Source organism: Roseicitreum antarcticum (assembly GCF_014681765.1).
Taxonomy (GTDB): Bacteria; Pseudomonadota; Alphaproteobacteria; order Rhodobacterales; family Rhodobacteraceae; genus Roseicitreum; species Roseicitreum antarcticum.
Genome location: NZ_CP061498.1, coordinates 915,932 through 942,504 on the forward strand (window position 1 = coordinate 915,932; position 26,573 = coordinate 942,504).

General features: G+C 65.5%; 27 protein-coding genes and 2 tRNA genes. 12 read left to right on the top strand and 17 right to left on the bottom strand.

The window, feature by feature from the left end; translation table 11 throughout:
- Positions 1–15: 15 nt before the first annotated feature.
- The 7 genes from chrA to H9529_RS04245 all read left to right on the top strand — a co-directional run bounded on the left by chrA (position 16) and on the right by H9529_RS04245 (position 5,908).
- On the top strand, positions 16–1,308 hold the full coding sequence (gene chrA, locus H9529_RS04215; RefSeq protein WP_092889877.1) for a chromate efflux transporter: 1,293 nt from the start codon (positions 16–18) through the stop codon (positions 1,306–1,308).
- Positions 1,309–1,391: 83 nt separating this feature from the next.
- On the top strand, positions 1,392–1,862 hold the full coding sequence (locus H9529_RS04220) for an SspB family protein (RefSeq protein WP_092889470.1): 471 nt from the start codon (positions 1,392–1,394) through the stop codon (positions 1,860–1,862).
- A gap of 289 nt (positions 1,863–2,151) precedes the next feature.
- Positions 2,152–3,546 carry a class II fumarate hydratase gene (fumC, locus tag H9529_RS04225; protein ID WP_092889467.1) on the top strand — a complete coding sequence of 465 codons (1,395 nt, stop codon included), beginning with the start codon at positions 2,152–2,154 and terminating at the stop codon, positions 3,544–3,546.
- Positions 3,543–3,719 carry a DUF4169 family protein gene (locus H9529_RS04230; RefSeq protein ID WP_092889464.1) on the top strand — a complete coding sequence of 59 codons (177 nt, stop codon included), beginning with the start codon at positions 3,543–3,545 and terminating at the stop codon, positions 3,717–3,719. Before fumC ends, H9529_RS04230 begins: the two co-directional genes overlap by 4 nt.
- Positions 3,719–3,946: a ribbon-helix-helix domain-containing protein gene (locus tag H9529_RS04235; protein WP_092889461.1), complete on the top strand. Its 228-nt coding sequence runs from the start codon at positions 3,719–3,721 to the stop codon at positions 3,944–3,946. Before H9529_RS04230 ends, H9529_RS04235 begins: the two co-directional genes overlap by 1 nt.
- A gap of 274 nt (positions 3,947–4,220) precedes the next feature.
- The gene (locus H9529_RS04240) at positions 4,221–5,612 is read left to right on the top strand and encodes a diguanylate cyclase (RefSeq protein ID WP_092889458.1); all 1,392 of its coding nucleotides are present in this window, start codon (positions 4,221–4,223) and stop codon (positions 5,610–5,612) included.
- 222 nt (positions 5,613–5,834) lie between these two features.
- Positions 5,835–5,908 (top strand) — tRNA-Gly (locus H9529_RS04245).
- A 127-nt stretch (positions 5,909–6,035) separates the two neighbouring features.
- Here the strand turns inward: H9529_RS04245 and dacB are convergent.
- The 3 genes from dacB to H9529_RS04260 all read right to left on the bottom strand — a co-directional run bounded on the left by dacB (position 6,036) and on the right by H9529_RS04260 (position 8,633).
- The gene (gene dacB, locus H9529_RS04250; protein ID WP_092889455.1) at positions 6,036–7,559 is read right to left on the bottom strand and encodes a D-alanyl-D-alanine carboxypeptidase/D-alanyl-D-alanine endopeptidase; all 1,524 of its coding nucleotides are present in this window, start codon (positions 7,557–7,559) and stop codon (positions 6,036–6,038) included.
- Between the two features lie 212 nt (positions 7,560–7,771).
- A complete protein-coding gene (locus tag H9529_RS04255; RefSeq protein WP_092889874.1) occupies positions 7,772–8,380 on the bottom strand; it encodes a nicotinate-nucleotide adenylyltransferase in 609 nt (202 codons plus the stop codon).
- Between the two features lie 176 nt (positions 8,381–8,556).
- A tRNA-His gene (locus H9529_RS04260) sits at positions 8,557–8,633 on the bottom strand.
- 118 nt (positions 8,634–8,751) lie between these two features.
- On the opposite strand from H9529_RS04260, the gene H9529_RS04265 reads away from it, so the two are divergent.
- Positions 8,752–8,991: a DUF6324 family protein gene (locus H9529_RS04265; protein ID WP_092889452.1), complete on the top strand. Its 240-nt coding sequence runs from the start codon at positions 8,752–8,754 to the stop codon at positions 8,989–8,991.
- A 50-nt stretch (positions 8,992–9,041) separates the two neighbouring features.
- Here H9529_RS04265 and H9529_RS04270 read toward each other — a convergent pair whose 3' ends face one another.
- The 10 genes from H9529_RS04270 to H9529_RS04315 all read right to left on the bottom strand — a co-directional run bounded on the left by H9529_RS04270 (position 9,042) and on the right by H9529_RS04315 (position 17,702).
- Positions 9,042–9,530, bottom strand: coding sequence for an MmcB family DNA repair protein (locus H9529_RS04270; protein WP_317889641.1), 489 nt, complete (start codon positions 9,528–9,530; stop codon positions 9,042–9,044).
- Positions 9,531–9,818: 288 nt separating this feature from the next.
- Positions 9,819–10,145: a hypothetical protein gene (locus H9529_RS04275; RefSeq protein ID WP_092889446.1), complete on the bottom strand. Its 327-nt coding sequence runs from the start codon at positions 10,143–10,145 to the stop codon at positions 9,819–9,821.
- Positions 10,146–10,244: 99 nt separating this feature from the next.
- Positions 10,245–10,670, bottom strand: a complete 426-nt coding sequence (locus H9529_RS04280; protein ID WP_092889443.1) for a cupin domain-containing protein — start codon at positions 10,668–10,670, stop codon at positions 10,245–10,247.
- Between the two features lie 20 nt (positions 10,671–10,690).
- On the bottom strand, positions 10,691–10,858 hold the full coding sequence (locus H9529_RS04285) for a hypothetical protein (protein WP_176847110.1): 168 nt from the start codon (positions 10,856–10,858) through the stop codon (positions 10,691–10,693).
- A 164-nt stretch (positions 10,859–11,022) separates the two neighbouring features.
- The gene (locus H9529_RS04290) at positions 11,023–11,622 is read right to left on the bottom strand and encodes a superoxide dismutase (RefSeq protein WP_092889440.1); all 600 of its coding nucleotides are present in this window, start codon (positions 11,620–11,622) and stop codon (positions 11,023–11,025) included.
- Between the two features lie 130 nt (positions 11,623–11,752).
- Positions 11,753–12,310: a sarcosine oxidase subunit gamma gene (locus tag H9529_RS04295; protein ID WP_092889437.1), complete on the bottom strand. Its 558-nt coding sequence runs from the start codon at positions 12,308–12,310 to the stop codon at positions 11,753–11,755.
- Positions 12,303–15,359 carry a sarcosine oxidase subunit alpha family protein gene (locus H9529_RS04300; protein WP_092889434.1) on the bottom strand — a complete coding sequence of 1,019 codons (3,057 nt, stop codon included), beginning with the start codon at positions 15,357–15,359 and terminating at the stop codon, positions 12,303–12,305. Before H9529_RS04300 ends, H9529_RS04295 begins: the two co-directional genes overlap by 8 nt.
- Complete coding sequence (locus H9529_RS04305) at positions 15,356–15,694, bottom strand: sarcosine oxidase subunit delta (protein ID WP_092889431.1); 339 nt, start codon at positions 15,692–15,694, stop codon at positions 15,356–15,358. The genes H9529_RS04300 and H9529_RS04305 overlap by 4 nt, the downstream gene beginning before the upstream one ends.
- A 397-nt stretch (positions 15,695–16,091) precedes the next feature.
- Positions 16,092–16,442: a hypothetical protein gene (locus tag H9529_RS04310; protein WP_092889428.1), complete on the bottom strand. Its 351-nt coding sequence runs from the start codon at positions 16,440–16,442 to the stop codon at positions 16,092–16,094.
- Between the two features lie 12 nt (positions 16,443–16,454).
- A complete protein-coding gene (locus H9529_RS04315; protein WP_092889425.1) occupies positions 16,455–17,702 on the bottom strand; it encodes a sarcosine oxidase subunit beta family protein in 1,248 nt (415 codons plus the stop codon).
- Between the two features lie 219 nt (positions 17,703–17,921).
- On the opposite strand from H9529_RS04315, the gene ccmI reads away from it, so the two are divergent.
- The 4 genes from ccmI (at position 17,922) to H9529_RS04335 (ending at position 21,595) form a co-directional block, all read left to right on the top strand.
- On the top strand, positions 17,922–19,211 hold the full coding sequence (gene ccmI, locus H9529_RS04320) for a c-type cytochrome biogenesis protein CcmI (protein WP_092889422.1): 1,290 nt from the start codon (positions 17,922–17,924) through the stop codon (positions 19,209–19,211).
- Between the two features lie 54 nt (positions 19,212–19,265).
- Positions 19,266–19,751: a Holliday junction resolvase RuvX gene (gene ruvX, locus H9529_RS04325; RefSeq protein ID WP_092889419.1), complete on the top strand. Its 486-nt coding sequence runs from the start codon at positions 19,266–19,268 to the stop codon at positions 19,749–19,751.
- Between the two features lie 129 nt (positions 19,752–19,880).
- Positions 19,881–20,117, top strand: a complete 237-nt coding sequence (locus H9529_RS04330; protein WP_092889416.1) for a DUF1289 domain-containing protein — start codon at positions 19,881–19,883, stop codon at positions 20,115–20,117.
- 266 nt (positions 20,118–20,383) lie between these two features.
- On the top strand, positions 20,384–21,595 hold the full coding sequence (locus tag H9529_RS04335; protein WP_092889413.1) for a glycosyltransferase family 4 protein: 1,212 nt from the start codon (positions 20,384–20,386) through the stop codon (positions 21,593–21,595).
- Between the two features lie 284 nt (positions 21,596–21,879).
- Here the strand turns inward: H9529_RS04335 and H9529_RS04340 are convergent, their stop codons facing one another.
- Genes H9529_RS04340 through nuoN form a run of 4 tightly spaced genes read right to left on the bottom strand, consistent with a single transcriptional unit; the run spans position 21,880 to position 26,569 of the window.
- The gene (locus H9529_RS04340) at positions 21,880–23,553 is read right to left on the bottom strand and encodes a ribonuclease J (protein WP_092889410.1); all 1,674 of its coding nucleotides are present in this window, start codon (positions 23,551–23,553) and stop codon (positions 21,880–21,882) included.
- Complete coding sequence (locus tag H9529_RS04345; RefSeq protein ID WP_092889407.1) at positions 23,550–24,323, bottom strand: type III pantothenate kinase; 774 nt, start codon at positions 24,321–24,323, stop codon at positions 23,550–23,552. Before H9529_RS04345 ends, H9529_RS04340 begins: the two co-directional genes overlap by 4 nt.
- Positions 24,324–24,333: 10 nt before the next feature.
- On the bottom strand, positions 24,334–25,155 hold the full coding sequence (locus tag H9529_RS04350; protein ID WP_223814292.1) for a biotin--[acetyl-CoA-carboxylase] ligase: 822 nt from the start codon (positions 25,153–25,155) through the stop codon (positions 24,334–24,336).
- Positions 25,130–26,569 (bottom strand): NADH-quinone oxidoreductase subunit NuoN, encoded by a 1,440-nt coding sequence (gene nuoN, locus H9529_RS04355; protein WP_092889404.1) that lies wholly within the window; start codon positions 26,567–26,569, stop codon positions 25,130–25,132. Before nuoN ends, H9529_RS04350 begins: the two co-directional genes overlap by 26 nt.
- Between the last annotated feature and the right edge of the window lie 4 nt (positions 26,570–26,573).

A 26,573-nucleotide genomic window follows, 5' to 3' on the forward strand; every position in this document is an offset into this window, starting at 1 on the left:
GCCAAAGGAATGCTGATGCCGCCTGCCCCTGCGACCGATCTGCCCCAGACCCCGCCCGCCCATTCTGCGCTGATCCGGGTTTTTGGCCGCATCGGGCTTTTGTCCTTCGGCGGTCCTGCCGCGCAGATCGCCCTGATGCAGCGCGAACTGGTCGAACAGCGCGACTGGCTGACCCAACGGCAATACCTCGACGCGCTGTCGTTTTGCATGCTGCTGCCGGGACCCGAGGCGATGCAACTGGCCACCTATGCCGGGTGGAAGCTGCGCGGCGTGCCCGGCGGGCTGATTGCGGGCGGGCTGTTCGTGCTCCCCGGCGCGCTCGTGGTGCTGGCGCTGTCCTTTGCCTATGCCGCATATGGCGCGGTGCCGCTGGTCGCGGCGCTGTTCCTCGGCGTGCAGGCGACGATCATCATCATCGTGCTGGAAGCGCTGTTCAAACTGTCGCGTCGCGCGTTGGGCACGACCGGCCACCGCCTGATCGCGGCCGCCGCCTTCATCGGCATCTATGTGTTCCAACTGCCCTTCCCCCTCATCATCGCGGCGGCGGCGCTGGCAGGTTTTGCTTCTGTGCGCACCGGCGCTGCGCCCCATGCGCCCGGCACCGCGCCGCCGCCGCTGGCCGGGATGCTGCCGACGGTGGCGCTGTGGCTGGCGCTCTGGCTGGCACCGGTGGCGGTGCTCTGGGCCATTGAGGCGCCACTCCTGACCGATCTGGCGCTGTTCTTCGGACAATTGGCCGTGGTCACCTTTGGCGGGGCCTATGCGGTGCTTGCCTGGATGACGCAGGTGGTGGTGCAAGATTACGGCTGGCTGACCACCGCACAGATGATCGACGGGCTGGGCCTTGCTGAAACCACCCCGGGGCCGCTGATTCTGGTCACGCAATTCGTGGGCTTCCTTGCGGGCTATCAGGCGGGCGGCGCGGGGCTGGCCCTGGCGGCGGCGGGCATCACGCTATGGATGACCTTCGTGCCGTGCTTCCTGTGGATCTTTGCGGGCGCGCCTTATGTCGCGTGGCTGGGCGAACAGCCGCGCCTCTCGGCGGGGTTGCGCGCGATCTCGGCGGCGGTGGTGGGCGTCATCGCCAACCTGTCGCTGTGGTTCGCACTGCATGTGGTCTTCGCCCAGACCGGCATGGTCACAGGGCCGTTCTGGGCCTTCGTCTGGCCGGACCCCGCCAGCCTGCGCCCGCTGGCGCTGGCGCTGACGGGCGCGGCGGGGGCGCTGATCTGGGGGCTGCGCTGGCCCGTGGTGCCGGTTCTGATCGCCATGGCGGCGCTATCTGCGGGGGCGGCGGCGCTTGCATGACGCGGCGCAGAAAACCGCGCCTTCCCCCCTTTCAATCATCCCCGAATGTCTTATGCTGACATCACAGGAAAAGGGCTGAGAGCATGGCGCAGACGATCGACTATGGCAACATGATGCACGACGCGATGCGCGGGCTGATCCGCAACGTCATGTCCATGATCGAGACGGATGGCCTGCCGGGCGAGCATCACTTCTTCATCACCGTCAACATGCACCACCAGGATGTGGACATGGCCGACTGGCTGCGCCAGCGCTACCCCGATGAGATCACGATCGTCATCCAGCACTGGTTCGACAACCTCAACGTCGATGAGAACGGCTTTGCCATCACCCTCAACTTCGGCAACAACCCCGAACCGCTGTATATTCCCTTCGATGCGATCACCACCTTCGTTGACCCGTCGGTTGAATTCGGCCTGCGGTTCGAGATCCAGACCGAAGATGACGATGACGACAGCGACGATGATGACGGCACCAACCCCGACGACACGCCCCCCGATGCCACCCGGCAAAAAGCAGCCGAGGTCGTAAGCCTCGACAAGTTCCGCAAGTAGCCCCGGCGCGGTCCGCATCGTACCTGCGGCGGCGGCGGGGTTGCGACCCCGTCGTCGATGGTTGTGGCCAGCGCTCTGGCCGGCCTGCACCGCAAATCCCCGATGATAGCGCGCGTCAGCCCCCGCAGGCCGATTGATTTCCGCTTTCCGCTCGCCTAAAGCAATTTCAGGTGAAACCAACAGACTTTCTTGGTCCGAAATTGCGATAAATCAACTGCCTGTAGCGTTTGGTCGGCGCATGATGCCGCAACGCTGCGCCGCAGCCCAGAACCCAGTCAGGAGACTTGCCATGACCGCCATCCGTGTTGAAACCGACAGCTTCGGCCCGCTGGACGTTCCCGCCGATAAATACTGGGGCGCGCAGACGCAACGGTCGATCCGCAATTTTCCCATCGGCTGGGAACGCCAGCCGGTGAAGATGATCCGCGCGCTCGGCGTCGTCAAACAGGCCGCAGCCACGGTGAACATGGCGCAGGGCAAGCTGGACGCGACCATCGGTAATGCCATCGTCGCCGCCGCGGCCGAAGTGGTCGACGGCCGGTTCGACGACAATTTCCCGCTGGTCGTCTGGCAGACCGGGTCAGGCACCCAGTCGAACATGAACGCCAACGAAGTCATCTCGAACCGCGCGATCGAGGCGTTGGGCGGCAAGATGGGGTCAAAGGACCCCGTGCACCCCAACGACCATGTGAACATGTCTCAATCCTCGAACGACACCTTCCCCACGGCGATGCACGTCGCCACCGCCATGCAGGCGCGCGACGTGCTGCTGCCGGGTCTGGAAAAGCTGCATCTGGCGCTGGTCGCCAAGGCCGAAGAATTCAAGGACATCATCAAGATCGGCCGGACCCATACGCAAGACGCGACACCGCTGACGCTGGGTCAGGAATTCGGCGGCTATGCGCATCAGGTCGCCATGAGCATCCGCCGCGTCAACGCCGCCCTGCCCGCGATCTATGAGCTGGCACAGGGCGGCACCGCCGTCGGTACCGGGCTGGCAACGAAGATCGGCTGGGCCGAGGATGTCGCGGCCGAGATCGCGCGCATCACCGGCCTGCCGTTCGTGACCGCGCCCAACAAGTTCGAAGCACTCGCCGCCCATGACGCCATGGTCGAGATGTCGGGCGCGCTGCGCGGTGTCGCCGCCAGTCTGTTCAAGATCGCCAACGACCTGCGCTTCCTTGGCTCGGGCCCGCGCTCTGGCTTGGGCGAACTGATCTTGCCGGAAAATGAGCCCGGCAGCTCCATCATGCCCGGCAAGGTCAACCCGACACAGGCCGAAGCGCTGACCATGGTCTGCGCCCATGTGATGGGCAATGATGCGGCAGTAGGCTTTGCCGGGTCGCAAGGGCATTTCGAGCTGAACGTGTTCAAACCCATGATGGCCTATAACGTGCTGCAATCCATGCAGCTTCTGGGCGACAGTGCCGGAGCCTTCACCGACAACATGGTGGTCGGCACGCAAGCCAACACCGCACGGATCGAAAAGCTGATGCAAGAAAGCCTGATGCTGGTCACCGCCCTTGCGCCCACCATCGGCTACGACAACGCCACCAAAGTGGCCAAGACCGCGCATAAGAATGGCACCACCTTGCGGGAAGAGGCGATTGCCCTGGGCTTCGTCGACGGTGAGACCTTCGACCGCGTCGTGCGCCCGCAAGACATGATCGGTCCCAAGGCATGAACAGCGGCCCCATCAACCTGCGCGCCGCCCGCAAGGCGCAATCTCGTCTGAAGAAAAGCGCGCAGGCTGATGAAAACGCTGTGAAATTTGGTCGGACAAAGGCGCAGCGCGCGCTGGAAGAGGCACAGGCCGCGCAGGCGCGCAAAGCGCTGGACGCGCATAAGCGGACATGATGAGCGGGCGGCCGGAAAAGCACTCGCTCACCCTGCGCGGCCACCGCACCAGCGTGTCGCTGGAAGCCGCCTTCTGGCGCGCTTTCCGCGACATTTCCGAAGAGAAAGGCATGTCTATCAATGCTTTGGCGGCTGAAATAGATGCTTCGCGTGAAGACATCGGCCTTGCCTCAGCAATCCGGGTCTATGTGCTGGCACATTACCGGCGCGGCGGGTCTGCGGGATAAGTTTATCGTTGCTTGTCAGGTGACAAGCACACGACGCTCTGACGCCATGTGAAGCCGCGCAAGCCCGTTGGCCGTCGCGGGCAGCGGGTCAGTTTGCTCGTGCGACATGAAAGCCCCGTGCCTGAACTTCGGCGCATGAATTCGGGCGCGTGAATTGGGGCGGGCCGCGATTTGCCCCCCGCATCCTAACGCTTTCTTAACCAGTTCACCCTAACCTCAGCACAACGGGCCGCCATTGATGGGGCGCGCACCGGGCACTGGGTGAGGTTTTGGAATGACTGGGAACATCCTGATTGTTGACGCATTGGTAACCAACCGCATCATCCTGCGCGTCAAACTCGGCGTTGCCTGCTACGCGATGACACAGGCAGAAACCATGGCTCAGGCGCTTGATATCGCGCGCAACGACCAGCCTGATCTTATCATCACCGGCATGTCCCTGCCCGATGGCCCGGCCTGCGCGCTCTGCGCCCGGCTTCAGGCCGACCCGCTCTGCCGCGACATTCCAGTCCTGGTGATCGCACCCAGCAACGACAGCGGCCCCCGGATGCAGGCCCTGCACGCGGGCGCGGCCGAGGTTATGACGCGTCCGATGGACGAAGGGCTGCTGTTGGCGCGCATCCGCAGCCTGTTGCGCGCGCGCAGCAGTGCCGAGGACCGGAGACTGCATGACGCCGCCACCCGGACGCTCGGGTTTTGCGAGCCAGAGCATCGCTATATTGCCCCCGCGCGGGTTCTGCTCATCACCTCGGGCGATGACCACGGGCGGATGCTGAAGCACCGTCTGACCAGCCTGCGCGCCGGTCTGCGGATCGAAACTGCCCCCCCCGCCGAGGCCCTGCGCCCCACGATTGCGGGGCCGCAGCCCGATCTTTACCTGCTGGCACCCAACCCCGACGCGCCCGATGCTGACCTGCGCCTGATCGCCGATCTGCGCGCGCGACCCGACAGCCGCAATGCCACGATATGCGTGCTGCTGCCCGCGCATCATTGCACTGCAGCGGCGATGGCACTGGACCTTGGCGCGGCAGAGGTCCTGACGACTCCGCTGGATTCGGACGAGGCCGTGCTGCGCCTGTCGCGCCAACTGGAACGCAAACGCCAGGCCGACCGCCTGCGCCAGTCAACGCAATCGGGCCTGACCATGGCGATGACCGACCCGCTGACGGGGCTCCATAACCGGCGCTATGCCGATCAGGAGATCCGGCAGATCGCGAAAGCGGCCTATATCGCGGGAAGCAATTTTGCGGTGATGCTGCTGGATCTGGATCGCTTCAAACTGGTGAACGACACCTATGGCCATGCGGTGGGCGATCATGTCCTGACCAGCGTGGCGCATGTGATGCGCAGCGGTGCCCGCCCGCAGGACCTTCTGGCCCGCATTGGCGGGGAGGAATTTCTGATGGTCCTGCCAGACACCACCCTGCAGGCCGCGCATCACGCTGCTGACCGGCTGCGCCGGGCCATCGCCAGTACGCCGGTGCCCCTGCCTGGCCGAAGCGACCAGATCGGGATCACCGCATCGGTCGGCGTCGCGCTTGGACATGTGCACATCTGGACCGAACGGCAGCCCACCCAGCGCCTGATCGACGATGCCGACCGCGCATTGCGCGGCGCCAAGCGTCAGGGCCGCAACTGCGTCATGATCGGCCATTCGGCAGCCTGAGCGTCTGGCCATCGTGCAATCGGCTTGCAGCAGCGCGGGCGCTCCGTCGGAGAGCAAATGGCGGCCTAGGTGCAGCGGCGATTTCTGCGCGGCGACTGCAGCATCCGCACATTAGCCGCGCTGCGGCGATTGGCCAGATGCGCAGCATGTTTGTTCGACGACACGCGGGGGGCTGAAATGATCTTGAATTCCGCCGCTGAAGGATGCTAAGCCCCAAACAGCGCGGGCGTTGTGTAATGGTAAGACCTCAGCCTTCCAAGCTGATGATGCGGGTTCGATTCCCGCCGCCCGCTCCAGCACCTTTTCCCCCGACTGAAACAGACCATACGCGAGCCCCGGTCGTTCGCGCAGGTACCAGCTCCGGAAGCACCCTTGCCGCCCCCGTACGCCCGTCGTCCAGGCGCGGCGCACCGCGCCAATCCCTCAGCCGTAGGCAACCGCCCAGCGTTCCAGCAGTTGCTGCTGCAGACGGCGCGCGTTTCGGCTGAAGTCGCGGGTGCCGGGCGGTGCCTCGCGCTGGCTTTCAGGGATGGCGGCGCGGCGCGGCAGATCGGCGGCGACAAAGCCGAAGCTCAGGTTGCGGGGGCGGTCGGGCACATCGAAGCTTCCCCCCAGCGCCGAGACGAAGTTCAACGTCCCGGTCTTGGCCGCCACCTCCAACCGGTGGTTGCCGACGACCGCATTATTCGCGTCGCGCATCGGCAGGGTGCGCAGCAGCGGCGTCAACACGCCCGCGCGCTGCGTCTGGCTGAAGAACCCCGCCAGATCTGCCGCGCTGATCCGTGACGCCGCCCCCAGGCCCGAGTGATCGGCCAGTCGCAGCGTCGACAATCCGTAAGTCTGCCGCAGCCATTCCGCCTGAAGCTGCGCCGAGGCCGCAAGGCTGCCGGGCCTGGCACCCCGCGCGCGGCTGGCGCTTAGCCCGATCGCCTCGGCGGTGATGTTGGTCGAGAATTCCAGCATGTCGCGCAACAGCTCGGGCAGCGGCCGGGACGCATGCTCGGCCACCAGCGTGCCCTGCGGCGCCGTGGCGCTGACCACCGGCGCCCCGAGCGTGATCCCGTTGGACTGCGCCAGCGTGCGGAACACATCGCCCGCATAAAGTGCGGGCTGACGCACCGGCAGCCAGCGCGCGCCATTGCTGCCAAGCGCGGCGCGCGCCACGGTCCAGCGGTCGCGCCCTTCGCCGTTGCGGAAGGTATAGACCGGGTAGCCCTGCCCCGACAGCTCCATCGTGGCAAAGCTGACCCGCGGCTGGTAGCGCTGGCTGCGCGCATCCATCACCAGATCATAGTCGCCGCCGCGCCTTGTCCATTGAAAGTGCACACGGTTGAAATTGAGGTTCAGCCCCGAGATCGCCGGGTTATACCCCGCCTGCACGACCTGTTCGTCGTCGATCTGCGCAATGCGCGGCAGCGCGCCGTCATAGACCACGAAGCGACCCTGCACCGAAGTGATCCCGGTACGGCGCACCGCCGCGGCCAGATCGGCCAGCGCATCGGTGTCGAGCACCGGATCACCGCCCCCCGCCAGCACCAGATCGCCCGCGACCACGCCGCCGGTGATCCCGCCGGTGGCGAAAACCCGGGTGCGAAAGCGGTGCCCGGCCCCCAGCGCGTCCAGTGCGTAGGCAGACGTCAGGGCCTTTGTCACGCTGGCGGGCGGCAGGGCCAAGTCGGGGTTGCGCCCCTCCAGCAAGGCACCCGTGGCGCTGTCGAGCACGGCAAACGACATTTCACCCGACAGGCGCGCCGCCCGTACCAGATCGTCGGCCGGTTGTGCCAGCGCCAGCGGACGCAGACCATCGGGGCCGGGACGTACGGGCGGACGCTGCGAGCTGGCGGGCGCATTGGCACAGCCCGGCTGCGCCAACAGCATCGCGCCCAACCCCGTCATGGCCTGTCGGCGGGTCAGTGCGAAGCGTTGGCGCGTCTTGTCAGAAGTCATTCAATCCCCATCAGGTACCGGCACTGCCCTCAGTCCCGTCATGGCGAGGTTAACCTTGAAATACCGCCCAATTGCAAATCATATCCTGCCATCCGGTGCCGGCAACGCTGTGTTTCCGTCTGCGAAACAATGCCGCACGCCCCCAATCTGGCCCCCGATCTGGCCCCAGTCATGCCGCGTCTGGCCCCACGCCCCCCCTGACCGGGCGCCCTTCAGCGCGCGGGCGCGCCCTCTGCCTGTCGCAGCCGGGTTGAGGATATGTCGCGCTTTGGCATGGTCAGAAACACCCATGCGGGCGCTTGCGCATGGGCCAGCCGCCCGGCGTCCTGCGCCGCCAGCCGCGTTTGCGCGAAGCGACGCGCGGCCTTTGAGGTCAGGGCGGGCATCTGCTGGCCGGGGCGGGCAAAAACCGCCACCGGCGTACTGCGGAAGATCCCGGCCCAGCGGTCCCAGCGGTGGAACTGCGCCAAGTTGTCCGCCCCCATGATCCAGACGAAGCGCACCTGCGGGTAGTGGTGACGCAGCGCCTGCAGGGTGGCAGCGGTGTAGCGCGTGCCCAACTGCCGTTCCACATCCGTGATGGTCACGCGGGGGTGCCGCATCAGCGCACGCGCTCGAGCCATGCGACCGGCAAGCGGCGCGGGGCCATGCGCCTTGATCGGGTTGCCGGGGGTCACAAGCCACCACAGCCGGTCAAGCCGCAGTCGGCGCAGCGCCTGCTGGCTCAGGTGGACATGCCCGTCATGCGCCGGATCGAAGGATCCGCCCAGCAGGCCCACGGTGCTTCCGGGCGGGGCAAAGGGCATGGTGTAGCGCTGCATCGGCCGGTCCGCCTTGTTGTTGCCGGGCGTGGCGGCAAAGCTGCACCCACCGCGACCCCGCTTGTTCATAAGCGGTTGCGCATGCCCGTGCAACTGTCGGCTGTTGTTGGGTTTTCCGGCGACACCCGATATCACCCAGGGTGTCCCTTGGTGACGCGGTTCGGGTCCTGGGGGAATGGTACCGCCTCCCCGGCTTGAACGGGGGACCTCTGGATCCACAATCCAGCGCTCTAACCAACTGAGCTAAGGCGGCACTGAGGGCGATTTAGCGCCCGTGCGCCCCGAATGCAAGAGGCGATAGCTTGATTGCCGCCGCAAATCGGCGTAGCCCCCGACGATAACCGCGTCATAACCGCATCGAGGACAGCACAATGGGTATCAACAAGGAAAGCGACACCAGCGCCAGCCTGCAAATCGGCCCGACGACGCAAGGCATGGTACGGCTTTATGTCGAAGGCGACGGGATCGACCTGCCGCTGGATTTTGACCCCGACGAGGCCGATGAGATCGCTGAGGAACTGCGCGGCGCCGCCGCCGCCGCCCGCGCGATGGATGCCGCCCCGGCCGCGGGCAAAAAGGGCGGCAAGCCCAAGGGTCCCCGGCAACGGTAAAAGCGACGATTCTGGTGCCGCTCAGGCGGCCCCAGATGAGTCAGCGCGACTCAATCGGCGCCGCCCCAGCCATCGGGCTTGGCCCCGCCGGTCCGCGCCTCGGCCCCGCCTTGCAGCGCGCGCACCCCCGGGTCCGTGAAGAATTGCAGCCGCAGCGCCGCCGTGCGGGCAAAGAGGCCCGCGACCACCTTGCGGCGCGGCGCGGACAGGCGCGTCTCAGGTGCCATGCGCAACACCTCTGCGCTGAAATCATCCGCCAGGATCAAGCCGGTTTCAGGCGGCAGGATGTCAGTCGGAAAATCCGAATCGACCGCCCAGAAAAAGCGGTCGCACCACGGCAGATACCCCTGCCATTTCTGATCGGCGCGGAAATCGGCGCGGCTGGATTTGCATTCCACCACCCATATCTCGCCCGACGGTGCCAGCCCCATCACATCCACCCGCAACCCGCGTGCAGGCACCAATTCGGTGACCGAGGCCATGCCCGCGCTGCGCAGGTAGCGACATACGCCCCGCGCCAGCCGCTGGCCGCGTTTCATCGCGTCATCTGTGTCCTGAAATTCCATAAGACAGATATGAACAAACGGTAAACAAATGCAACCCTTGCCGAAAGCCCGCAGCACGCTTATGTTGAGTGGTGGCGGGTTCTGCTCTGCGCGTGTGCGGCTCTTTTCCAGTGGCCGATAAGCATCTCCGAGGGAGCTGGCGCTGCCAGGGTCCTGGCCTTGGTATCTGGCGACCACCTGAACACTCAGGCTCTCGGGAAATTCACGCTGCCACGGCTGCTGCGGTTCCCGCCACCTTTTCCGACATCTTGCCCGCAGGCATCAGCCGCGCCGGTCGTCGCGGTGCACCGGGATGGCAATAGGCTGCGGGTTGGTGGCATAGCGGGTCAGATCGCGCAGCGGCTTGCCGCCCGATGTATCATCGTCACGCCCTGCCATGCGCATGATCGCAATGGCGAATTGCACGCCGCCAAACACGATGCCGTTGAAAAAGATCAACAGGAACAGCGCCAGATACCCGCCCGAGGTGTTGAACACCAGATGCGCAAGGTTGGCGACATTGGCCCACAGCAGCATGCCCACGAACACCACCGCCAGCGCAAACCCGATCGCCACTTGCTGAATATACAGCTTTACCAGTTTCGGCATTGCGTAACCTCCTGTTTCATTCCGACACAACCTACAGGACAGGTCGGCGCTGTCCATGCGCCCATTCGGCACAGGCCCTGCCCGCGCGTTTTGCCCCCGTCACGCGATGTCGAACCCCGGCGCGGCCAGTTCGAACCCGTCAAACCGGAACCCCGGCGACACGGTGCAACTGACCAGCGTCCAGTCGCCCAGCGTTCGCGCCGATTGCCAGGCACCAGCGGGCACGATCAGTTGCGGCGCTTCACCCGCCAGCACATCACCTCCCAGGGTCTCGCTGCGCGCCGGTCCGGCAGAATCGGCGCTTTGGCGCAGCACCAGCGGTGCGCCCGCATGATAAAGCCAGATCTCGGTCGCATCGACGCGGTGCCAATGGCTGACCTGCCCGGTCGCCAGCAAGAACAGGATCGCCGTGCCCACGGGGCGCTGCCCCGGGGCGGCATCGGCCACCCAGGTCTGGCGGTACCAGCCGCCTTCGGGATGCGGCGCCAGATCCAGCCGGGCGATGAGGTCGGCGGCGCCCGCCATGCTTGCGCTGGCCACGCTGCCTATTCCTTGTCGGTGCGGAAGGTGGCGAACTGTTGAAGCATCGCGCGCTGCATCGCCTCGGCCATCGACTGATAGGCCTTGGCCGCAAAGTCGGCCTGTTGTTCGGAAGGCACGAACAACTCCTTGAACTCGTCCGGGGTGCATTCGATTTCGATGTTTATTTTCATGAGATCCTGCCGTTTGTGACACTTGATCTTCGCCAAACCGGCCCGCCGTTACAAGACCCAAGAATGCGAAAACAAGAGCGGCACAAAAATACCCGCCGCCAAAGCAAAGGACCGGCGCACCCCTGGGGTGGCCGGTCCTTCAGCATCGCATCGCGTCGGGCAGATTACATCCGCGCGGCGACGTTGTCCCAGTTCACCAGCTTGCCGAGGAAGTTCGACAGATAAGCGGGACGCTTGTTGCGGAAGTCGATGTAGTAGGAATGTTCCCACACGTCGCAGCCCAGCAGCGCGGTCTGGCCAAAGCACAGCGGGTTCACGCCGTTTTCGGTCTTGGTGACCTTCAAGCTGCCATCGGCGTCCTTGACCAGCCACGCCCAGCCCGAGCCGAACTGACCCGCGCCCGCAGCGGCGAAATCTTCCTTGAACTTGTCAACCGAGCCGAAGCTTTCGGTCAGCGCCTTTTCCAGCTCGGACGGGATCGCAGAGCCGCCCGGCCCCATCATTTCCCAGAACTGGGCGTGGTTCCAGTGCTGCGAGGCATTGTTGAAGATGCCGCTTTGCGCCACCGACCCGGCCGCATAGGTGCCGCGCACGATGTCCTCGACCGATTTGCCTTCCCATTCGGTGCCGGCAATCAGCTTGTTGCCGTTGTCGACATAGGCTTTGTGGTGGATATCATGGTGATATTCCAGCGTCTCGCGGCTCATGCCGAGGCTTTCCAGCGCATCATGGGCATAGGGCAGGTCGGGAAGTTCAAAAGCCATTTTATCCTCATTCATTTGGATCATCTGATACAATGGAATAGGTACCTAAAGCGCCAAACGTCAAGGGGCGGGGCCGGAAAACCTGCTCGCGCGCAGGCCCGGCGGCGGGGGATCGCCGGGCCTGCGCGTCCTAGGCGAAGCCCGCCACCTCTCCCCCCGGCCTGGCCGAGAGTGCCAGCGCGTCGAATACATATTGCGCGACCGACCGGAAGCAGATCAGCACGAAAACCCCCGGTTCGGGCACCCAGACCGCGCAAGCGACCTGGGCCGCGCGGGTGCGGCGGATGTCGCCGGGGGTCAGCGCGGCCGTATCCACAGGGCACAGCTTTGCCAGCACTTCAGCCCCGCGCGGCCCCGCGATGTGGAACACCGCGCGCGCGTCCGACACATCGGCAACGCTGGCGAAACGATGCGCCAGCGCCGATTGCAGCCGGGCCGCGGTGGCGGGGGCGTCGGCGTAGGGCAGCATCAGCAGCATCTCATCAGGCGACATCCAGGCCAACGCGTGGTCGCCCACCACGCTGACCCGCCGCATCCCGGGCAGGTCCAGCCCGGCTGCCTCGCGCAGCGCGTCGCGCAAGGTATCCGGATCGCCGCGCAGGGTAATCATGCCGCACAGCCCGGCCTCGCGCAGTGTCACATAGCCCTCGTATTCCGCCCCCGGCAGGGCGCTGCGGATGTCATGCATTCTGCTTCTCCCCGGCCTTGTCATACCACACCGGGTCGACGATCCGCGCCTTGACGGTCGCGCCGTATCCGGTCGGAAAGGTCAACACCTCGCCCATCCGTTCCGGCCCGTGGCGCACCAGCCCCATGGCGATCCCGCGCGCCAGCGTGGCCGAGTAATAGCTGGAAGTAACGCGCCCCTCGGTCAGGCGCTGATAATTGTCGTTCTGTCCGTCCAGCACCGCATAGGCACCGTCGGGCAGGACCGAACCATCCAGCGTTTCCAGCCCCACCAGCCGCCAGCGGTCGGGCGCCTGCATCGCCACACGCGCCATCCCGCGCTTGCCCAGAAAGTCGGTCTTCTTCTTGGATATCGCCCAATGCAGGTTGAGGTCTTGCGGGATCACGGTGCCGTCGGTCTCATCCCCGATCATGATGAAGCCCTTTTCGGCGCGCAGGACGTGCAGCGCCTCGGTCCCGTAGGGCATGACGCCAAAGGCGCGCCCTGCGTCCATAAGGCGCTGCCACAGCGCCAGCCCTTGCCCGGCCGGCACCGCGACCTCAAAGCTCAGTTCACCGGAAAAGCTGATGCGGAACACCCGGGCGGGGATGCCTGCCAGCGTGCCTTCCGCCCAGCCCATGAAGGGCAGCGCGCCAAGGTCCATGCCGCCCAAAATCTCCAGCACCTTGCGCGCATTGGGGCCGACCACGGCGATCTGGGCGAATTGTTCGGTCAGGTTGACCGTATGCACCTGCCAGTCCCACCATTCGCATTGCAGCCAGTCTTCCATCCAGGCGTGGATGTGATCCGCCCCGCCCGATGTCGTGTGAACCAGAAACGCCTGATCCTCCAACCGCGCCACCACGCCGTCATCCATCAGAAAGCCGTTTTCGTTGCACATCAGGCCGTAGCGGCATTTGCCCACCGGCAGCGTGCTCATCATGTTGGTATAGAGCATGTCGAGGAAGCGCCTCGCATCCGGCCCCTGCACCAAGATCTTGCCCAGCGTCGAGGCATCGAGCAAGCCAAGGTTGGTGCGCGTGTTCGACACCTCACGGTTCACGGCATCATGGTGGCTTTCGCCATCGCGGGGGTAGCAATAGGGGCGGCGCCAGTGGCCGACGGGCTCCCACGCCACGCCATGCGCTTCGTGCCAATCGTGCAGGGGCGTGCGGCGCAGGGGCTGGAAGGTGGCGCCCCGCGCCTCGGCCGCAATCGCACCCATGGAGATCGGGGTATACGGCGGGCGGAAAGTGGTGGTGCCAGTGGCAGGGATCGGCTGCCCCAGCGCATCGGACAGCACCGCAAGGCCGTTGATATTGCTCAGCTTCCCCTGATCGGTGGCCATGCCCAGCGTGGTGTAGCGCTTCGCATGTTCGACCGACTGGAAACCTTCGCGCGCGGCCAACTGGATGTCGGCGACCTTTACGTCGTTCTGGAAATCCAGCCACATCCTGGCGCGCAGGTCATACCCGGCGGCACGGGGCATGATCCAGACCGGGACCAGCGGGCTGTCGGGGGCGGTGTCGGTGGTTGGCGCTTTCGCCTGAGGGATGGATGATCCCGCCCCCTGTTTTGCTGCCCCCTGTTTTGTCGCCTGCCCCGTCGCCACCTGCCCCGTCGCCGCCTGCCCCGCAGCATGGGCATCGCGCAGCGTGTCGCGCAGCGCCAGCGCGCCGTTCGCGGCCCCTGCCGCCAGCACAAAGCCCGTGCCATCTGCGCCGCGCGGCGGCTGGGCCGGATCGGGGCGGAAGAAGGCGCCCGCATCGTCCCAGATCAGCTTGCCGCCGCAATGCGACCACAGATGCACCACCGGCGACCAGCCGCCCGACATGGCGATTGCATCGCAGGCGATAACCTCGGCCACCGCGCCGCCGGTGCCGTCCACCCGGCACAGTTCGACGCCCGTGACGCGCTTGCCGCCCTTCACCGCGCGCACCGCCATGCCGGGCAGCACCCGCAGTCCGCGCGCTTGCGCAGCACCTGCCATGGCGGACAGTTCTGCACGCGCATCCACAATCACAGGCACCTCCAGCCCGGCGTCCAGCAGCGCCAGCGCGGTGCGATAGGCATCGTCGTTATTCGTCACCACGACACTGCGCGCGCCGGGGGCCACAGCCCAGTTCACCAGATAGTCGCGCATGGCACTGGCCAGCATCACGCCCGGAATGTCATTGCCCGCAAAGGACAGCGGGCGTTCAATCGCGCCTGTCGCGGTGATGGTGCGCGCGGCGCGCATCCGCCACAGCCGGTGGCGCGGAGCATCCGCGCCGGGGGTGTGGTCGCTGACGCGCTGATAGCCGTGGACATAACCATGGTCATGCACGCCCGCGCCCATGGTGCGGGTCAAAAGCGTCACATTGGGCAGTGCGTGCAGCGCGCTCAACGTGGCCGCGACCCAATGCTCGGCCGTCTGCCCGTCGATCCGGTCGCCATCGACCACCGCGCGCCCGCCCCAATGCGCGGTCTGTTCCCAGACCACAACCCGCAGGCCAGATCGCGCCGCCGCCCGCGCCGCCACCAGCCCGGCAACGCCCCCGCCGATCACCAGCACATCGCAAAACGCATAGATCTGTTCATACCGGTCGGGGTCGCGCGCGTCGGCTTTGGGCGCTTTGCCAAGACCCGCCGAGGCGCGGATGAACGGCTCGTAGATATGTTTCCAGAATGGGCGGGGATGGATGAACATCTTGTAATAGAACCCCGCGCTGAGGAAACGCGACAGGGCGTTGCTCACCACGCCGATATCATGGTTCAGGCTGGGCCAATGGTTCTGGCTGGCGGCTTCCAGCCCGTCGAACAGTTCGGTTGTGGTGGCGCGCTGGTTGGGTTCAAAACGGTCGCCCCGGCCCAGCCCCATCAGGGCATTGGGTTCCTCCGCGCCCGAGGCCACGACCCCGCGCGGGCGGTGGTATTTGAACGACCGGCCCATCAGCACCTGCCCAGCCCCCAAAAGCGCCGAGGCCAGCGTATCCCCCGCAAAGCCTTTCATCGCCCGCCCGTTGAAGGTGAAGCTGGCAGGCGCGCTGCGGTCGATCAGGCGACCGCCGGTTTTCAGGCGGTGGCTCATGCGGTGCCTTCCGGGGAGGGGGTTTGAAACTCTGGGCGACGGGATTTGATGTGGTCCAGAAGATGCGCCGGGGGCTGCATGGTCTGGGCGGGATAGGTGCCGAAGACCTCCAGCGTGTCGGTCGCGCGCGCTGCAATGAACCATTTGCCGCAGCCGTAAGCGTGGCGCCAGCGTTCAAAATGCACACCTTTGGGATTGGTGCGGGCGAACATGTAGGATTCGAAATCCGTGTCCGAGGCATCGGGGCCATGCCGCGTCAGATGCGCCTGCCCGCCGGGCGCGAACTCGGTTTCCTCGGCGGTGATCTGGCAGTGGGGGCAGGTCAGGAGGAGCATTTGATGCTTTCAGTACTTCTAAAAAGATGATGATGAAGTCCCGGCCCCGCAGGCGTTAGGCCCGGGCCCCGGGAAAGCGTTCTGTCCACCGTTGCAATGGCCGAGGCCATCGCCGAGGTCATGCGGTACCCTCGCAGCTTGCCGGACGGGGGCTTAAGGCCCCCGGCCAGCGCCCGCCCCGCCAACGGCGGGCGCTTTGCGCCCACCGGGCCGGACGCTGGCCTGTGGCGTGCTGGTTGAAACGGTTGTGTTTCGACGTTGTGAGAACGGGCGGGGAAAAGCAGTGCTTTTCCTGATCCGCCCGGGCGCGGCGTCGGCTGAACCCTGCGCCGGAAAAATTTTCCCTGCGACAATTGTTCACACCAATTTTGGAACACCCTGATGAGCGACGCAGCACTCATGGGAAATGCTTTGCGAGCTTTTGAGCAATATTCTGCTCTGAGTCATCTGCGGAAAACGTCTCAAGCCAATCACCCTGCATACTATCTTTCTTCATAAGTATGCCTGCGCTGTTTACTTCGTACCTGAAGTAAAACGTAGCGTCTTGGTACGTTATCCAAACAGAACGACTCGGCGCACCTTTTCTAAAGAACCACTCAACCAGATCGCGAGAAAAATCCAACTTTGGCGCGATAAAGCCATGCATCAGTTTCACAGTCGGGTGGATACTCAAAGCATGTGGTGTCCGAGCGATAACATCGCTTATGCTGGTGCTTAGTTCGTCGTAACTGTTAATTTTAACTTTCATCTACTTCCCCCATCAATGCGCCACCCCCGCCGCCACGCTCTCGTCAATGAACCGCCCCTCGCGGAAGCGTTCCAGCCCGAAGGCGGCGGCCAGCGGCCCGGGCGCGCCCTTGGCGATCATCTCGGCGGTGGCCCAGCCCGATCCGGGGATCGCCTTGAACCCGCCGGTGCCCCAGCCACAGTTGATGAAACACCCGCCCAGCGGCGTGGGCGACAAGATGGGCGAGCGGTCGCCGGTCATGTCCACGATGCCCCCCCATTGCCGCAGCATTTTCAGGCGCGAGATCATCGGGAAGGTTTCCACCAGCGCGCGCACGGTTTCCTCGATATGCTGCCATGATCCGCGCTGCGTGTAGTTGTTGAACCCGTCCGCGCCGCCGCCGATCACCATTTCGCCCTTGTCCGACTGGCTCATGTAGCCGTGCACGGTGTTGGCCATGACCACCACATCCATGCAGGGTTTTATGGGCTCGGACACCAGCGCCTGCAACGCCACCGATTCCACCGGCAGGCGGAAGCCCGCCATGCCCGCCAGCGCGCCCGAATGGCCCGCGACCACGATGCCCAGCTTCTTGCAGCCGATGCGCCCCTTGGTGGTCTGCACAGCCGTCGCCACGCCCTGCGCCGATTCCACCCCCGTGACCGCGCATTGCTCGATGATGTGCATCCCCATGGCGGAACATGCGCGCGCATAGCCCCATGCCACCGCATCATGCCGCGCCGTGCCGCCGCGCGCCTGGTACAGCCCGCCCAGCACCGGGTAGCGCGGGCCGTCGATATTGATGATCGGCACCAGCTTTCGGACTTCTTCGGGACCGATGAAGCGGGTCTCGACACCTTGCAGGGCATTCGCACGCTCGGTCCGAAGGTAGCCCCGCACCTCATGCTGCGTCTGCGCCAGCATGATGACGCCGCGCGGGCTGAACATGATGTTGTAGTTCAGGTCCTGGCTCAGCGTCTCATAGAGACTGCGCGATTTCTCATAGATCGCCGCCGAGGGGTCTTGCAGATAGTTCGAGCGGATGATGGTCGTGTTGCGCCCGGTATTGCCGCCGCCCAGCCACCCTTTTTCGATCACCGCGACATTGGTGATGCCAAAATTCTTGCCCAGATAGTAGGCCGTGGCAAGGCCATGCCCCCCGGCCCCCACGATCACCACGTCATAGGCATCGCGCGGCGCGGGGCTGTTCCATGCGCGGGTCCAGCCAGTGTGCTGGCGAAACGCCTCACGCGCGACGGCAAAGACGGAATATCGTTTCATCTGGCGGGCCTTCGGTTCCCGGGGACATCCCCCGTCATGCAATACTGGCCCAGATATACCACGACCGCAAACGGCACTTGACGGATAAAACCGACATCCGGTGCCGGGCGGCCTGCGACACTTCATCCCGGCCCGTCCCCCTCGCGCAGAATTGGGCGGTTTGGCCTTTTGCAGGGCCGCGCTGCGGGGTAGACAGGGGGACATGGCTTTGGGGGACATATGATATTCTGGCTGTCGGTAGGCGTGATTTCGGTGATGGTGGCCATCGTGCTGGTGCTCACAGTGCTGCGCGGTCGGCAGGGGGCACCTGAGGGGACGGCAGCGCGCGAAATCGGCATCTACCGCGACCAGCTGCGCGAGGTCGAGAAAGACCTTGCGCGCGGCATCATCACCGATGCCGAGGCGGAACGCCTGCGCACCGAGGTACAGCGCCGCCTGCTGGAAGCCGATCGCGGCGTTGTGCGGGCCGAAGGGCGCGGCGCCTCCCCGCGCAGCATGCAACTGCTCGCGGTGGCGGTTGTGGTCGGGCTGGTCCCGCTGGCGCTCTGGACCTATCAATCGGTCGGCGCGCAAGGCTTCCCCGATCAGCCGCTGGCCGAACGTCTGGCCGACGCGCGTGCGATCCGCGAGAACCGCCCCAGCCAGACCGAGATGGAGGCGCAGATGGCCGGCGGCCCGGTCACCGCGCCAACCCTTGAGGCCCCTTCGGGCGGCGCGGAGCTCGAACAACTGTTGGCCCAACTGCGCAGCGCGTTGGAAAACCGCCCCGACGATCTGCAAGGCCATGTGCTGCTTGCACAAAACGAGGCATCTTTGGGCAATTTCGCCGCCGCCGCGCGGGCGCAGGAAACCGTGATCCAGCTGCTGGGGGACCGTGTGCGCGCCGATGAACACGCGGTGCTTGCCGAATACCTGATCCTTGCCGCAGGCGGCGGGGTCTCGCTGCAGGCCGAAGGTGCGCTGGAACGCGCGCTGCGGCTGGACCCGAACAATGCCCTCGCGCTCTATTACTCGGGCATCATGTTCGCCCAGACAGGGCGCGAGGATGTCACCTTCCAGATCTGGAGCCGCCTGCACGACATCAGCCCGGGCGACGCGCCCTGGATGCCGGTGATCCGCGATGCGCTGCCGCAACTGGCCCAGATCGCGGGCCAGCGCTACACCCTGCCGCCGCTGCCCGCGCCCGCCGGTTCCGGTGCCGCAGGGCAAGGCGCCCCCCGCCCCAACACCCCCGGCCCCAACGCCGACGATATCGAGGCCGCGCGCGACATGGCCCCCGAAGATCAGGCCGCGATGATCGAGGGGATGGTGGACCGGCTGGCAACGCGTCTGGCCAATACCGGCGGCAGCGCCGAGGAATGGGCGCGCCTGATCGGGGCCTTGGGCGTTCTGGGCGACACCGGCCGCGCCCGCGCCATCTGGACCGAGGCGCAAGGCATCTTCGCCACGCGCGACGGTGAACTGGCCTTGATCCGCGAGGCCGCGCGTTCCGCCGGGGTGGCGGAATGACGGGCGCCACGGTGCGGCCCGTTTCCATCGCCGCCCCTGCACCGGAGGATCACAATGCCGGTCTTTGACGATATCGAAACGTTCGCCCGCGCCTTGCCCCGGGCGCAGGCGCTTGCGGGCCTCGATCTGGGCGACAAGACCATCGGCGTCGCCGTCTCCGACAGCATGTTGTCGGTGGCAAGCCCGCTGGAAACCATCCGGCGCACCAAGTTCGGGCTGGACGCCGCCAACCTGTTGCGCATCACCAATGCGCGCGGCATCGGCGGGCTGGTCCTGGGCCTGCCACGCAACATGGACGGGTCCGAGGGCGCGCGCTGCCAGTCCACCCGCGCCTTTGCCCGCAACCTCAGCGCGCTGACGCCGCTGCCCATCACCTTCTGGGACGAACGGCTATCGACCGTCGCGGCGGAACGGGCACTGCTGGAAGCCGACACGTCGCGCCGTCGCCGGGCCGAGGTCATCGACCACGTCGCCGCCGGCTACATCTTGCAAGGCGCGCTGGACCGGCTGGGCTATCTGCGCCGCGCGGGCGATCTGTAGCGCCTGCCGGACAACGCGCAAATGCGGGCAAGTTCGCCCTGCCCTCTGGCTTTTCGCGCCGCGCTGTCTAAATGGGGGCATGGGTGCAGACGACAGCGGCACGGCGCCGCACAATACCAAGAGGACGCGATGACCGACGACATCTGGAAACGCGACGAGGTTGACAGCCCCTGCACCAAGGTCTGCGTCATCGACCCGGCCTCGCGCCTGTGTACCGGCTGCCTGCGCAGCATTGACGAGATCACCGCATGGTCACGCATGACGCCCGACGTGCGGCGCGCGATCATGGCCACCCTGCCCGCCCGTGCCCCGCAACTGGCGCGTCGCAAGGGCGGGCGCGCGGCCCGGCTGAAACAGCGCAGGTGACGCGAAGGGACTGCGACGCGGCGCGCGCGTCAGGGCCGAAGCACCAAAGGGCCACATACGGGCGGCAGACGGGCCGCACCGACATGCGCGCTGTTATCGGCTGTTCGCGATCGGGCAAAAAACCGTCGCTGAAAAACCTGTAAACCTTCCCGCGATCTGCGCTACTGTGCCCCGACCACACGCCCCCGACCGAACGCCCCCGACTGAACGCCCCCGACTGCCCCCGACCGACCGAGCGAGAGAGGCCGCGCCCGTATGACCCGCCGATGATCGACGCCCGCTATACCCTGTTCAGCCACATCCCGCTTTATGCCGATCCTGACGGCGCGCTCCATACCAACCGGCTGTGGGAAAAAGATCTGTCGCTGCACATCGGGTATCTGCCGAACCTGCGCCTGTGCTGCCCGGTCCTGCCCCGCACGCAAGTGCCCCACCCGACCGATGCCGACACGCGCATCGACGGCCTGTCCCCCGAAAGGGTGGTCGCGCTGCGGCCGAACCAAGGGTGGGGGGCGGTGCTGGCCAATATCATGCCGAACCTGCGCATCATCCGCCGCGCGTTGCGCGACAGCGACATCGCGCATTCCAGCGGCGTCGGCTGGCCGTTTCCGCTGTCTTATTACCTCTTGGCATTGCGGCGCAGCGGCGCGTTTGAATGGGTGATGGTCATCGAATCCAGCGACTGGATGATCCCGCAGGGCCAGCGCGGAACCTTGCGCGCGCGGCTGGGCCAGCGGCTGCACGGGCGGCTGATCCGCGCCTGCCTGCGCGCAAGCGATGCGCGCATCTTCACCCAGGCCTGGTACCGCGACACGCTGCTGGGCCATGAGCGCGCCACATTGATCGCCCCGGCGATCTGGCTGGACGCCGAATCGATCCTGCCCGAATCCGCGCTGACGCCGCGCGCGCCGGGACCGCTGCGTGTGATCTGCCCCACCCGGTTGATCGCCGAAAAAGGCCTGCACACCGTCATGCAGGCGCTGAGCGTCTATGCCGGGACCCCCGGCGCGCCGCCGCTGCATCTGGACATCATGGGCGAAGGGCCGATGGCACAGGAACTGGCCCGCTTCGCCAAAAGCCTGTACCTCGCGGCCGGGCCTGCCCGGCTGCGCCTGATCCCGCCCCTGCCCTATGGCCCGGCGTTCTTTGAGGCGCTGCGCGGCTATGACACCGCACTGATCGCCAGCGAGAAGGAAGAGCAGCCACGCATCGTGTTCGACGCCTTCTCGCAGGGGTTGCCCTGCATCGCCTCGCGCACCCACGGCAACCTGTCGGTGATCGACCAGGACCGCACCGGTACCTTCTTCACCCCCGGCGATCCGGCGGACCTGGCCGCCGTGCTGGCACGGCTGGCCCGCGACCCCGCCGCGCTAAGCGACCTGCGCCCCGGCGTGCTGGCCGAGGTGGCGCTGAAGACGCACGAGCACATGCACCGGACCCGCGCAGCCTTCCTGAAACGCGTCCTGACGCGGGCATAGCGCCTGCGGTCGCGCGGGCACGACACGGCGATGGAAAGGGCGCGCGGTGGCAAGGGGGCCTGTGATGAAAGTTCACAGCGACAGGCACCCAAGCGCGGCCATTGCGACAATCAGCGCCGCCGGGCCCTCAGGATGGCACCAGAAAGACGGCGCCAAGAGCGGCGTGCCCAAAAGAAGGCCGCCACGCAAAAGGGCGGACCTGCAAAAGGGCGGACCTGCAAAAGGCCCGCCCCATGATCTGCACGCGCGGGCAGTACCCTGCCCCGGCCCCAACAGGCACCCGTTCAGTCGTCGCTCAATCGGCTGATGACCACGGTGACCTCGGGCTTCTTGCCCAGTTCTTCCATGGTGACCTGCCGGACCACGCGGCGCATCGCCTCGTTCAGCTTGTCGTCATTGGCCATCAGCTTGCGGTCGGCGCGTTGCAGGAAGGTTGCAAGCTCTTCCTCCATCGTGTCGATCAGATCGCGCCCGCCGCGCCCGGTTTTCGACAGGCCCATGATCTCGGCCCAGGCGTCGCCCAGCGGTTGACCACCCTCATCAATAATCAGCGTCACCAGCACATGCCCGCCGATGGCCATGCGGATCCGGTCACGGATCACGCCGTCCATCGCGCCAACAAGGCGCGTGCCGTCCAGATAGACACGGCCGGTTTCCACATGCTCGACCACGCGGGGCGCATCGCCCGACAGGTCCACCATGGTGCCATTGGTCACCACCGCCGCCGTCAGCCCCTTGGCCAGCGCGACCTTGGTGTGTTCGCGCAGCATGCGGTGTTCGCCATGCATCGGGATCAGCATCGCGGGGCGCATCAAATCATGCATCTGTTCCAGATCGGGGCGGTTCGCATGGCCCGAAACGTGGTAGGCCGGATTGCCGCTGACCACGTCAACCTCCATCTCGGAATAGGCATTGATGATGTTGATCACCCCACGCTCATTCCCCGGAATGGTCATCGAGGAAAACAGGAACATGTCGCCCGGCTTCATCGACAGCCCCATGTAGACACCGCGCGCCAGTTGCGCGCTGGCCGCGCGGCGTTCACCCTGCGAGCCCGTGACAATCAGCATCAGGTTCTCGCGCGGAATGTCGCGCGCCTGTTCCACGCTGACGGTGGGCGGCATGTCGCGCAGCAGGCCCGCGTCGGTGGCAGTCTTGGTCATGCGCTGCATCGCGCGGCCCAAAAGGCAGATCGACCGGCCTTGCGCCTGTGCTACCTGCGCCAGGGTGCGCAACCGCGCCACGTTCGACGCAAAGGTCGTGGCGACCACCATGCCCTTGGCGTTGGCGATCAGTTCACCCAGCGCTTCGGGCAACGAGGATTCGGACCGCCCGGGATGGGTGTTGAACACATTGGTGCTGTCGCAGACCAGCGCCTTCACGCCGCTGTCGCCGATGGCACCCATCATCTCGGGGTCGAACGGTTCGCCAACGCCCGGCGCCATGTCCATCTTGAAATCGCCCGTATGGACGATCCGGCCCGCAGGCGTGTCGATGATAAGGCCAGAGGCTTCGGGCAGCGAATGCGACACCGGCATGAATTGCACGGTGAAGGGACCGGCCTCGACCGCCTCGGGCATCGGGGCGACCGTGGTGACTTGGTTGGCATCTTGCCCCTGGTCTTCCATCTTGTGGCGCGCAATGCGGGCGGTAAAGTCGCGGCAGAACACCGGCGCCTTCAGTTTGGGCCACAGATGGCCAAGGGCGCCGACGTGGTCTTCATGGGCATGGGTGATGAAAATCGCCTCCAGCCGGTCCACATTCGCTTCCAGCCAGGACATATCGGGGAAGATCAGGTCCACCCCGGGTGTCGAATCCATATCCGGAAAGGTCACGCCCAGATCCACCAGGATCAGCCGTTCCTTACCGGGCCGTCCATACCCGTAAACATAGGCATTCATGCCTACTTCGCCCGACCCGCCAAGGGGTAGGTAAATCAGTCTGTCTTTTCCGCTCATTCATCGTTCCTATTAAATTCATGTATGATCCTCAGACCATGCATCGTCAGATCGTCGCGTATTTCGTCGAAGATTGCGTCTCCGCTGGCAAACAGCGGGGCAAGGCCCCCGGTGCCGATCACCGTCATGGGGCGGCCGTGCTCGGCCCTTATTTTGGTGCATATCCCGTTTACGAGGCCCAGATAACCCCAGAAAACACCGGCCTGCATGCAGGCCACCGTATTTTTGCCGATCACGCTGTCGGGGCGCGAGATATCGACATGCGGCAGGGCTGCAGCCGCCATATGCAGCGCTTCCATCGACAGGTTGACGCCCGGCGCGATGACACCGCCGATATAGGCGCCGTCATGGTCGACCACGTCGAATGTCGTGGCCGTGCCGAAATCCACCACGATCAGATCGCCGCCATAAAACGCATGGCCCGCCACCGTGTTGACCAGCCGGTCCGGCCCCACCTGCGTACCGACATCAACGCGCACGCCCACCGGCAGACGGCATTCCGGCTTGCCCACCACCAGCGGGCGGCAGTCGAAATAGCGGTTGCACAGCACACGCAGGTTGAACACCACCCGGGGAACCGTGCTGGAGATCACCACATCGGTGATCCTCACATCCAGCTTTTGCAGGCTCATCAGGCTGGAAATCCAGACATAATACTGATCTGCCGTGCGCTGATGCTCGGTCGAGGTGCGCCAGGTCGCCAGGAATTTCTCGCCGTCCCAGATCGAAAAAACGGTATTGGTATTGCCACAATCAATTGCCAGCAGCATCACAGGCCCCCTATCGGAAAAACACATCCGCCGCCGGAATCGCCATGCGCCCCCGCGCCGTGTTCAGGATCAATGCACCGCTGTCGTCGATGGTCTCGAACACCCCGTCGTAACTCTCGGTGACGGTGCGCGCGGTGATCGTCTCGCCCAGCCGGGCGGCGCGGGCCAGCCAGGCGTTGCGGATCGGCGCGAAACCATAGGTGGTGAACTGTGCCTCGTAATGCGCAAAGGCGGGGGCCAAGGCATCCAGAAATTCCTCTGGGGTGACCGCCGCGCCCGCCTCATCCCACAGGTTGACCGGGCGCACGGCACCGTCCTGCGCGGGGGGGGCGTTGCGCAGGTTGACGCCAATGCCGATGGCAAGGTGCGCCACCCAGGCGCCAGAAACACCAACTGACCCGCCGCCTGACCCGCCAACTGACCCAAGGGATTCCAGCAAGATGCCCGCCAGCTTGCAGCCATTCAACAGCACATCATTGGGCCATTTCAGCGCAAAGCCATCCGGGCGCCCGGTCACCGCCACACAGGCATCAAACAGCGCCAGCGCCGCGATGAACGACCGTTGCGCCGCCGCGCCCGGCGGGCCAGCGGGCCGCATCACCAGCGTTGCCGCGAAATTTCCGGTGGGATCAACCCAGGCGCGCCCGCGCCTGCCCCGCCCTGCCGTCTGGCGCAGGGCCAGTATCCATGTCGGCTGGGTCAGGTCGCGCGCGCGGCGCGCGGCCTCGGCATTGGTGCTGTCCACCTCGGCCAGGACCACACGGTCCACACCCGCAGGCCAGTCGGAAACCGCCGCGCCGTGCGCGTCAGCGGACAAGGGCGTCGGCGGCAAGGGCTGCCATGCTTTCGATGCCGAACAGGTTCACCATGCCCAACACCATGATCGCGGCCGAGGCCACCAGCAAGCCGACCTGCAACGGCGGCATGCCGCTGTCCAGCGCGGCACCATCCTTGCCGAAATACATGAAATACACGATGCGCATGTAATAGAACGCGCCGATGACCGATGCGATCACACCCGCCACGGCCAGCCAGGCCATATCAGCCTGCACCGCCGCCCACAGGACATAGAACTTGCCGACAAAACCAACCAGCGGCGGCACGCCCGCAAGGCTGAACATCAAGATCAGCAGCGCCAGCGCGCGCAGGGGTTCCGCCTTGGCATATTGGTTCAGGCTAGCAATGTCGCTGACTGCACGCCCGTCCCGCCGCATCGACAAGATGAAGGCGAAGACGCCGATGTTCATCGTCACATAAATCGCCATGTAGATCAGCATGGCCTGCACACCCTCGGCCGTGCCCGCAGCCAGCCCGACCAGCGCAAACCCCATATGCGTGATGGAGGAATAGGCCATCAGCCGCTTGATGTCGGTCTGCCCAATCGCCGCCACTGCCCCCAGGAACATCGAGGCCGTGGCCAGCAGCGCGACAATCTGCGTCCAATCGCCGGGCACGGCACCGAATGCGTCGAACACCAGCCGCGCCAGCAGCGCCATGGCCGCAACCTTGGGCGCGGTTGCGAAGAACGCAGTGACCGGCGTGGGCGACCCCTCATAGACATCGGGGGTCCACATGTGGAACGGCACGGCGGACACCTTGAACGCCAGCCCGGCCAACATGAACGCCAGCCCCATCAGCACGCCGACCGGCATGCCTTCCTCCCCGATGGTCGAGATGATGCCCGCGAAGCTGGTCGTGCCCGCGAAACCATAGGTCAGCGACGCGCCATAAAGCAGCATGCCAGACGCCAGCGCCCCCAGAACGAAATACTTCAGCCCGGCCTCGGTCGATTTCAGACTGTCGCGGCGGATCGAGGCGATGACATACAGCGCCAGCGATTGCAGCTCCAACCCCATGTAGAGGATGATCAGATCACCCGCCGACACCATCACCATCATGCCCACGACCGACAGCGCCACCAGCACCGGGTATTCGAACCGCATCATGTCGGCACGCGCCATGTAATTCTGGCCCATGACCAGCACCACCGCCGCCGAAATCAGGATGATCATCTTGGAGAATTGCGCGAAAGCATCCGCGATGAACATGCCGCCAAAGGCCAGGCGCGACGCCGGTTCGCCAACGCCGATATACAGCGCGACCAACACGAACATCGCCGCAGTGGCCCACAGGATGATGCCCGCTACCTTGTCCTTGCCGCCAAAGGCCCCGAACATCAGCGCGGCCATGGCGAAAAGCGCCAGAACAATCTCGGGCAAAGCAGTTAAGAGATCAGAGGCGATCATGGTC

Coding starts and splice junctions, on each gene's coding strand:
- chrA (WP_092889877.1), top strand. CDS start 16: ATGCCGCCTGCCCCTGCGACCGATCTGCCCCAGACCCCGCCCGCCCAT.
- H9529_RS04220 (WP_092889470.1), top strand. CDS start 1,392: ATGGCGCAGACGATCGACTATGGCAACATGATGCACGACGCGATGCGC.
- fumC (WP_092889467.1), top strand. CDS start 2,152: ATGACCGCCATCCGTGTTGAAACCGACAGCTTCGGCCCGCTGGACGTT.
- H9529_RS04230 (WP_092889464.1), top strand. CDS start 3,543: ATGAACAGCGGCCCCATCAACCTGCGCGCCGCCCGCAAGGCGCAATCT.
- H9529_RS04235 (WP_092889461.1), top strand. CDS start 3,719: ATGAGCGGGCGGCCGGAAAAGCACTCGCTCACCCTGCGCGGCCACCGC.
- H9529_RS04240 (WP_092889458.1), top strand. CDS start 4,221: ATGACTGGGAACATCCTGATTGTTGACGCATTGGTAACCAACCGCATC.
- dacB (WP_092889455.1), bottom strand. CDS start 7,559: ATGACTTCTGACAAGACGCGCCAACGCTTCGCACTGACCCGCCGACAG.
- H9529_RS04255 (WP_092889874.1), bottom strand. CDS start 8,380: ATGCAGCGCTACACCATGCCCTTTGCCCCGCCCGGAAGCACCGTGGGC.
- H9529_RS04265 (WP_092889452.1), top strand. CDS start 8,752: ATGGGTATCAACAAGGAAAGCGACACCAGCGCCAGCCTGCAAATCGGC.
- H9529_RS04270 (WP_317889641.1), bottom strand. CDS start 9,530: ATGAAACGCGGCCAGCGGCTGGCGCGGGGCGTATGTCGCTACCTGCGC.
- H9529_RS04275 (WP_092889446.1), bottom strand. CDS start 10,145: ATGCCGAAACTGGTAAAGCTGTATATTCAGCAAGTGGCGATCGGGTTT.
- H9529_RS04280 (WP_092889443.1), bottom strand. CDS start 10,670: ATGGCGGGCGCCGCCGACCTCATCGCCCGGCTGGATCTGGCGCCGCAT.
- H9529_RS04285 (WP_176847110.1), bottom strand. CDS start 10,858: ATGAAAATAAACATCGAAATCGAATGCACCCCGGACGAGTTCAAGGAG.
- H9529_RS04290 (WP_092889440.1), bottom strand. CDS start 11,622: ATGGCTTTTGAACTTCCCGACCTGCCCTATGCCCATGATGCGCTGGAA.
- H9529_RS04295 (WP_092889437.1), bottom strand. CDS start 12,310: ATGCATGACATCCGCAGCGCCCTGCCGGGGGCGGAATACGAGGGCTAT.
- H9529_RS04300 (WP_092889434.1), bottom strand. CDS start 15,359: ATGAGCCACCGCCTGAAAACCGGCGGTCGCCTGATCGACCGCAGCGCG.
- H9529_RS04305 (WP_092889431.1), bottom strand. CDS start 15,694: ATGCTCCTCCTGACCTGCCCCCACTGCCAGATCACCGCCGAGGAAACC.
- H9529_RS04310 (WP_092889428.1), bottom strand. CDS start 16,442: ATGAAAGTTAAAATTAACAGTTACGACGAACTAAGCACCAGCATAAGC.
- H9529_RS04315 (WP_092889425.1), bottom strand. CDS start 17,702: ATGAAACGATATTCCGTCTTTGCCGTCGCGCGTGAGGCGTTTCGCCAG.
- ccmI (WP_092889422.1), top strand. CDS start 17,922: ATGATATTCTGGCTGTCGGTAGGCGTGATTTCGGTGATGGTGGCCATC.
- ruvX (WP_092889419.1), top strand. CDS start 19,266: ATGCCGGTCTTTGACGATATCGAAACGTTCGCCCGCGCCTTGCCCCGG.
- H9529_RS04330 (WP_092889416.1), top strand. CDS start 19,881: ATGACCGACGACATCTGGAAACGCGACGAGGTTGACAGCCCCTGCACC.
- H9529_RS04335 (WP_092889413.1), top strand. CDS start 20,384: ATGATCGACGCCCGCTATACCCTGTTCAGCCACATCCCGCTTTATGCC.
- H9529_RS04340 (WP_092889410.1), bottom strand. CDS start 23,553: ATGAGCGGAAAAGACAGACTGATTTACCTACCCCTTGGCGGGTCGGGC.
- H9529_RS04345 (WP_092889407.1), bottom strand. CDS start 24,323: ATGCTGCTGGCAATTGATTGTGGCAATACCAATACCGTTTTTTCGATC.
- nuoN (WP_092889404.1), bottom strand. CDS start 26,569: ATGATCGCCTCTGATCTCTTAACTGCTTTGCCCGAGATTGTTCTGGCG.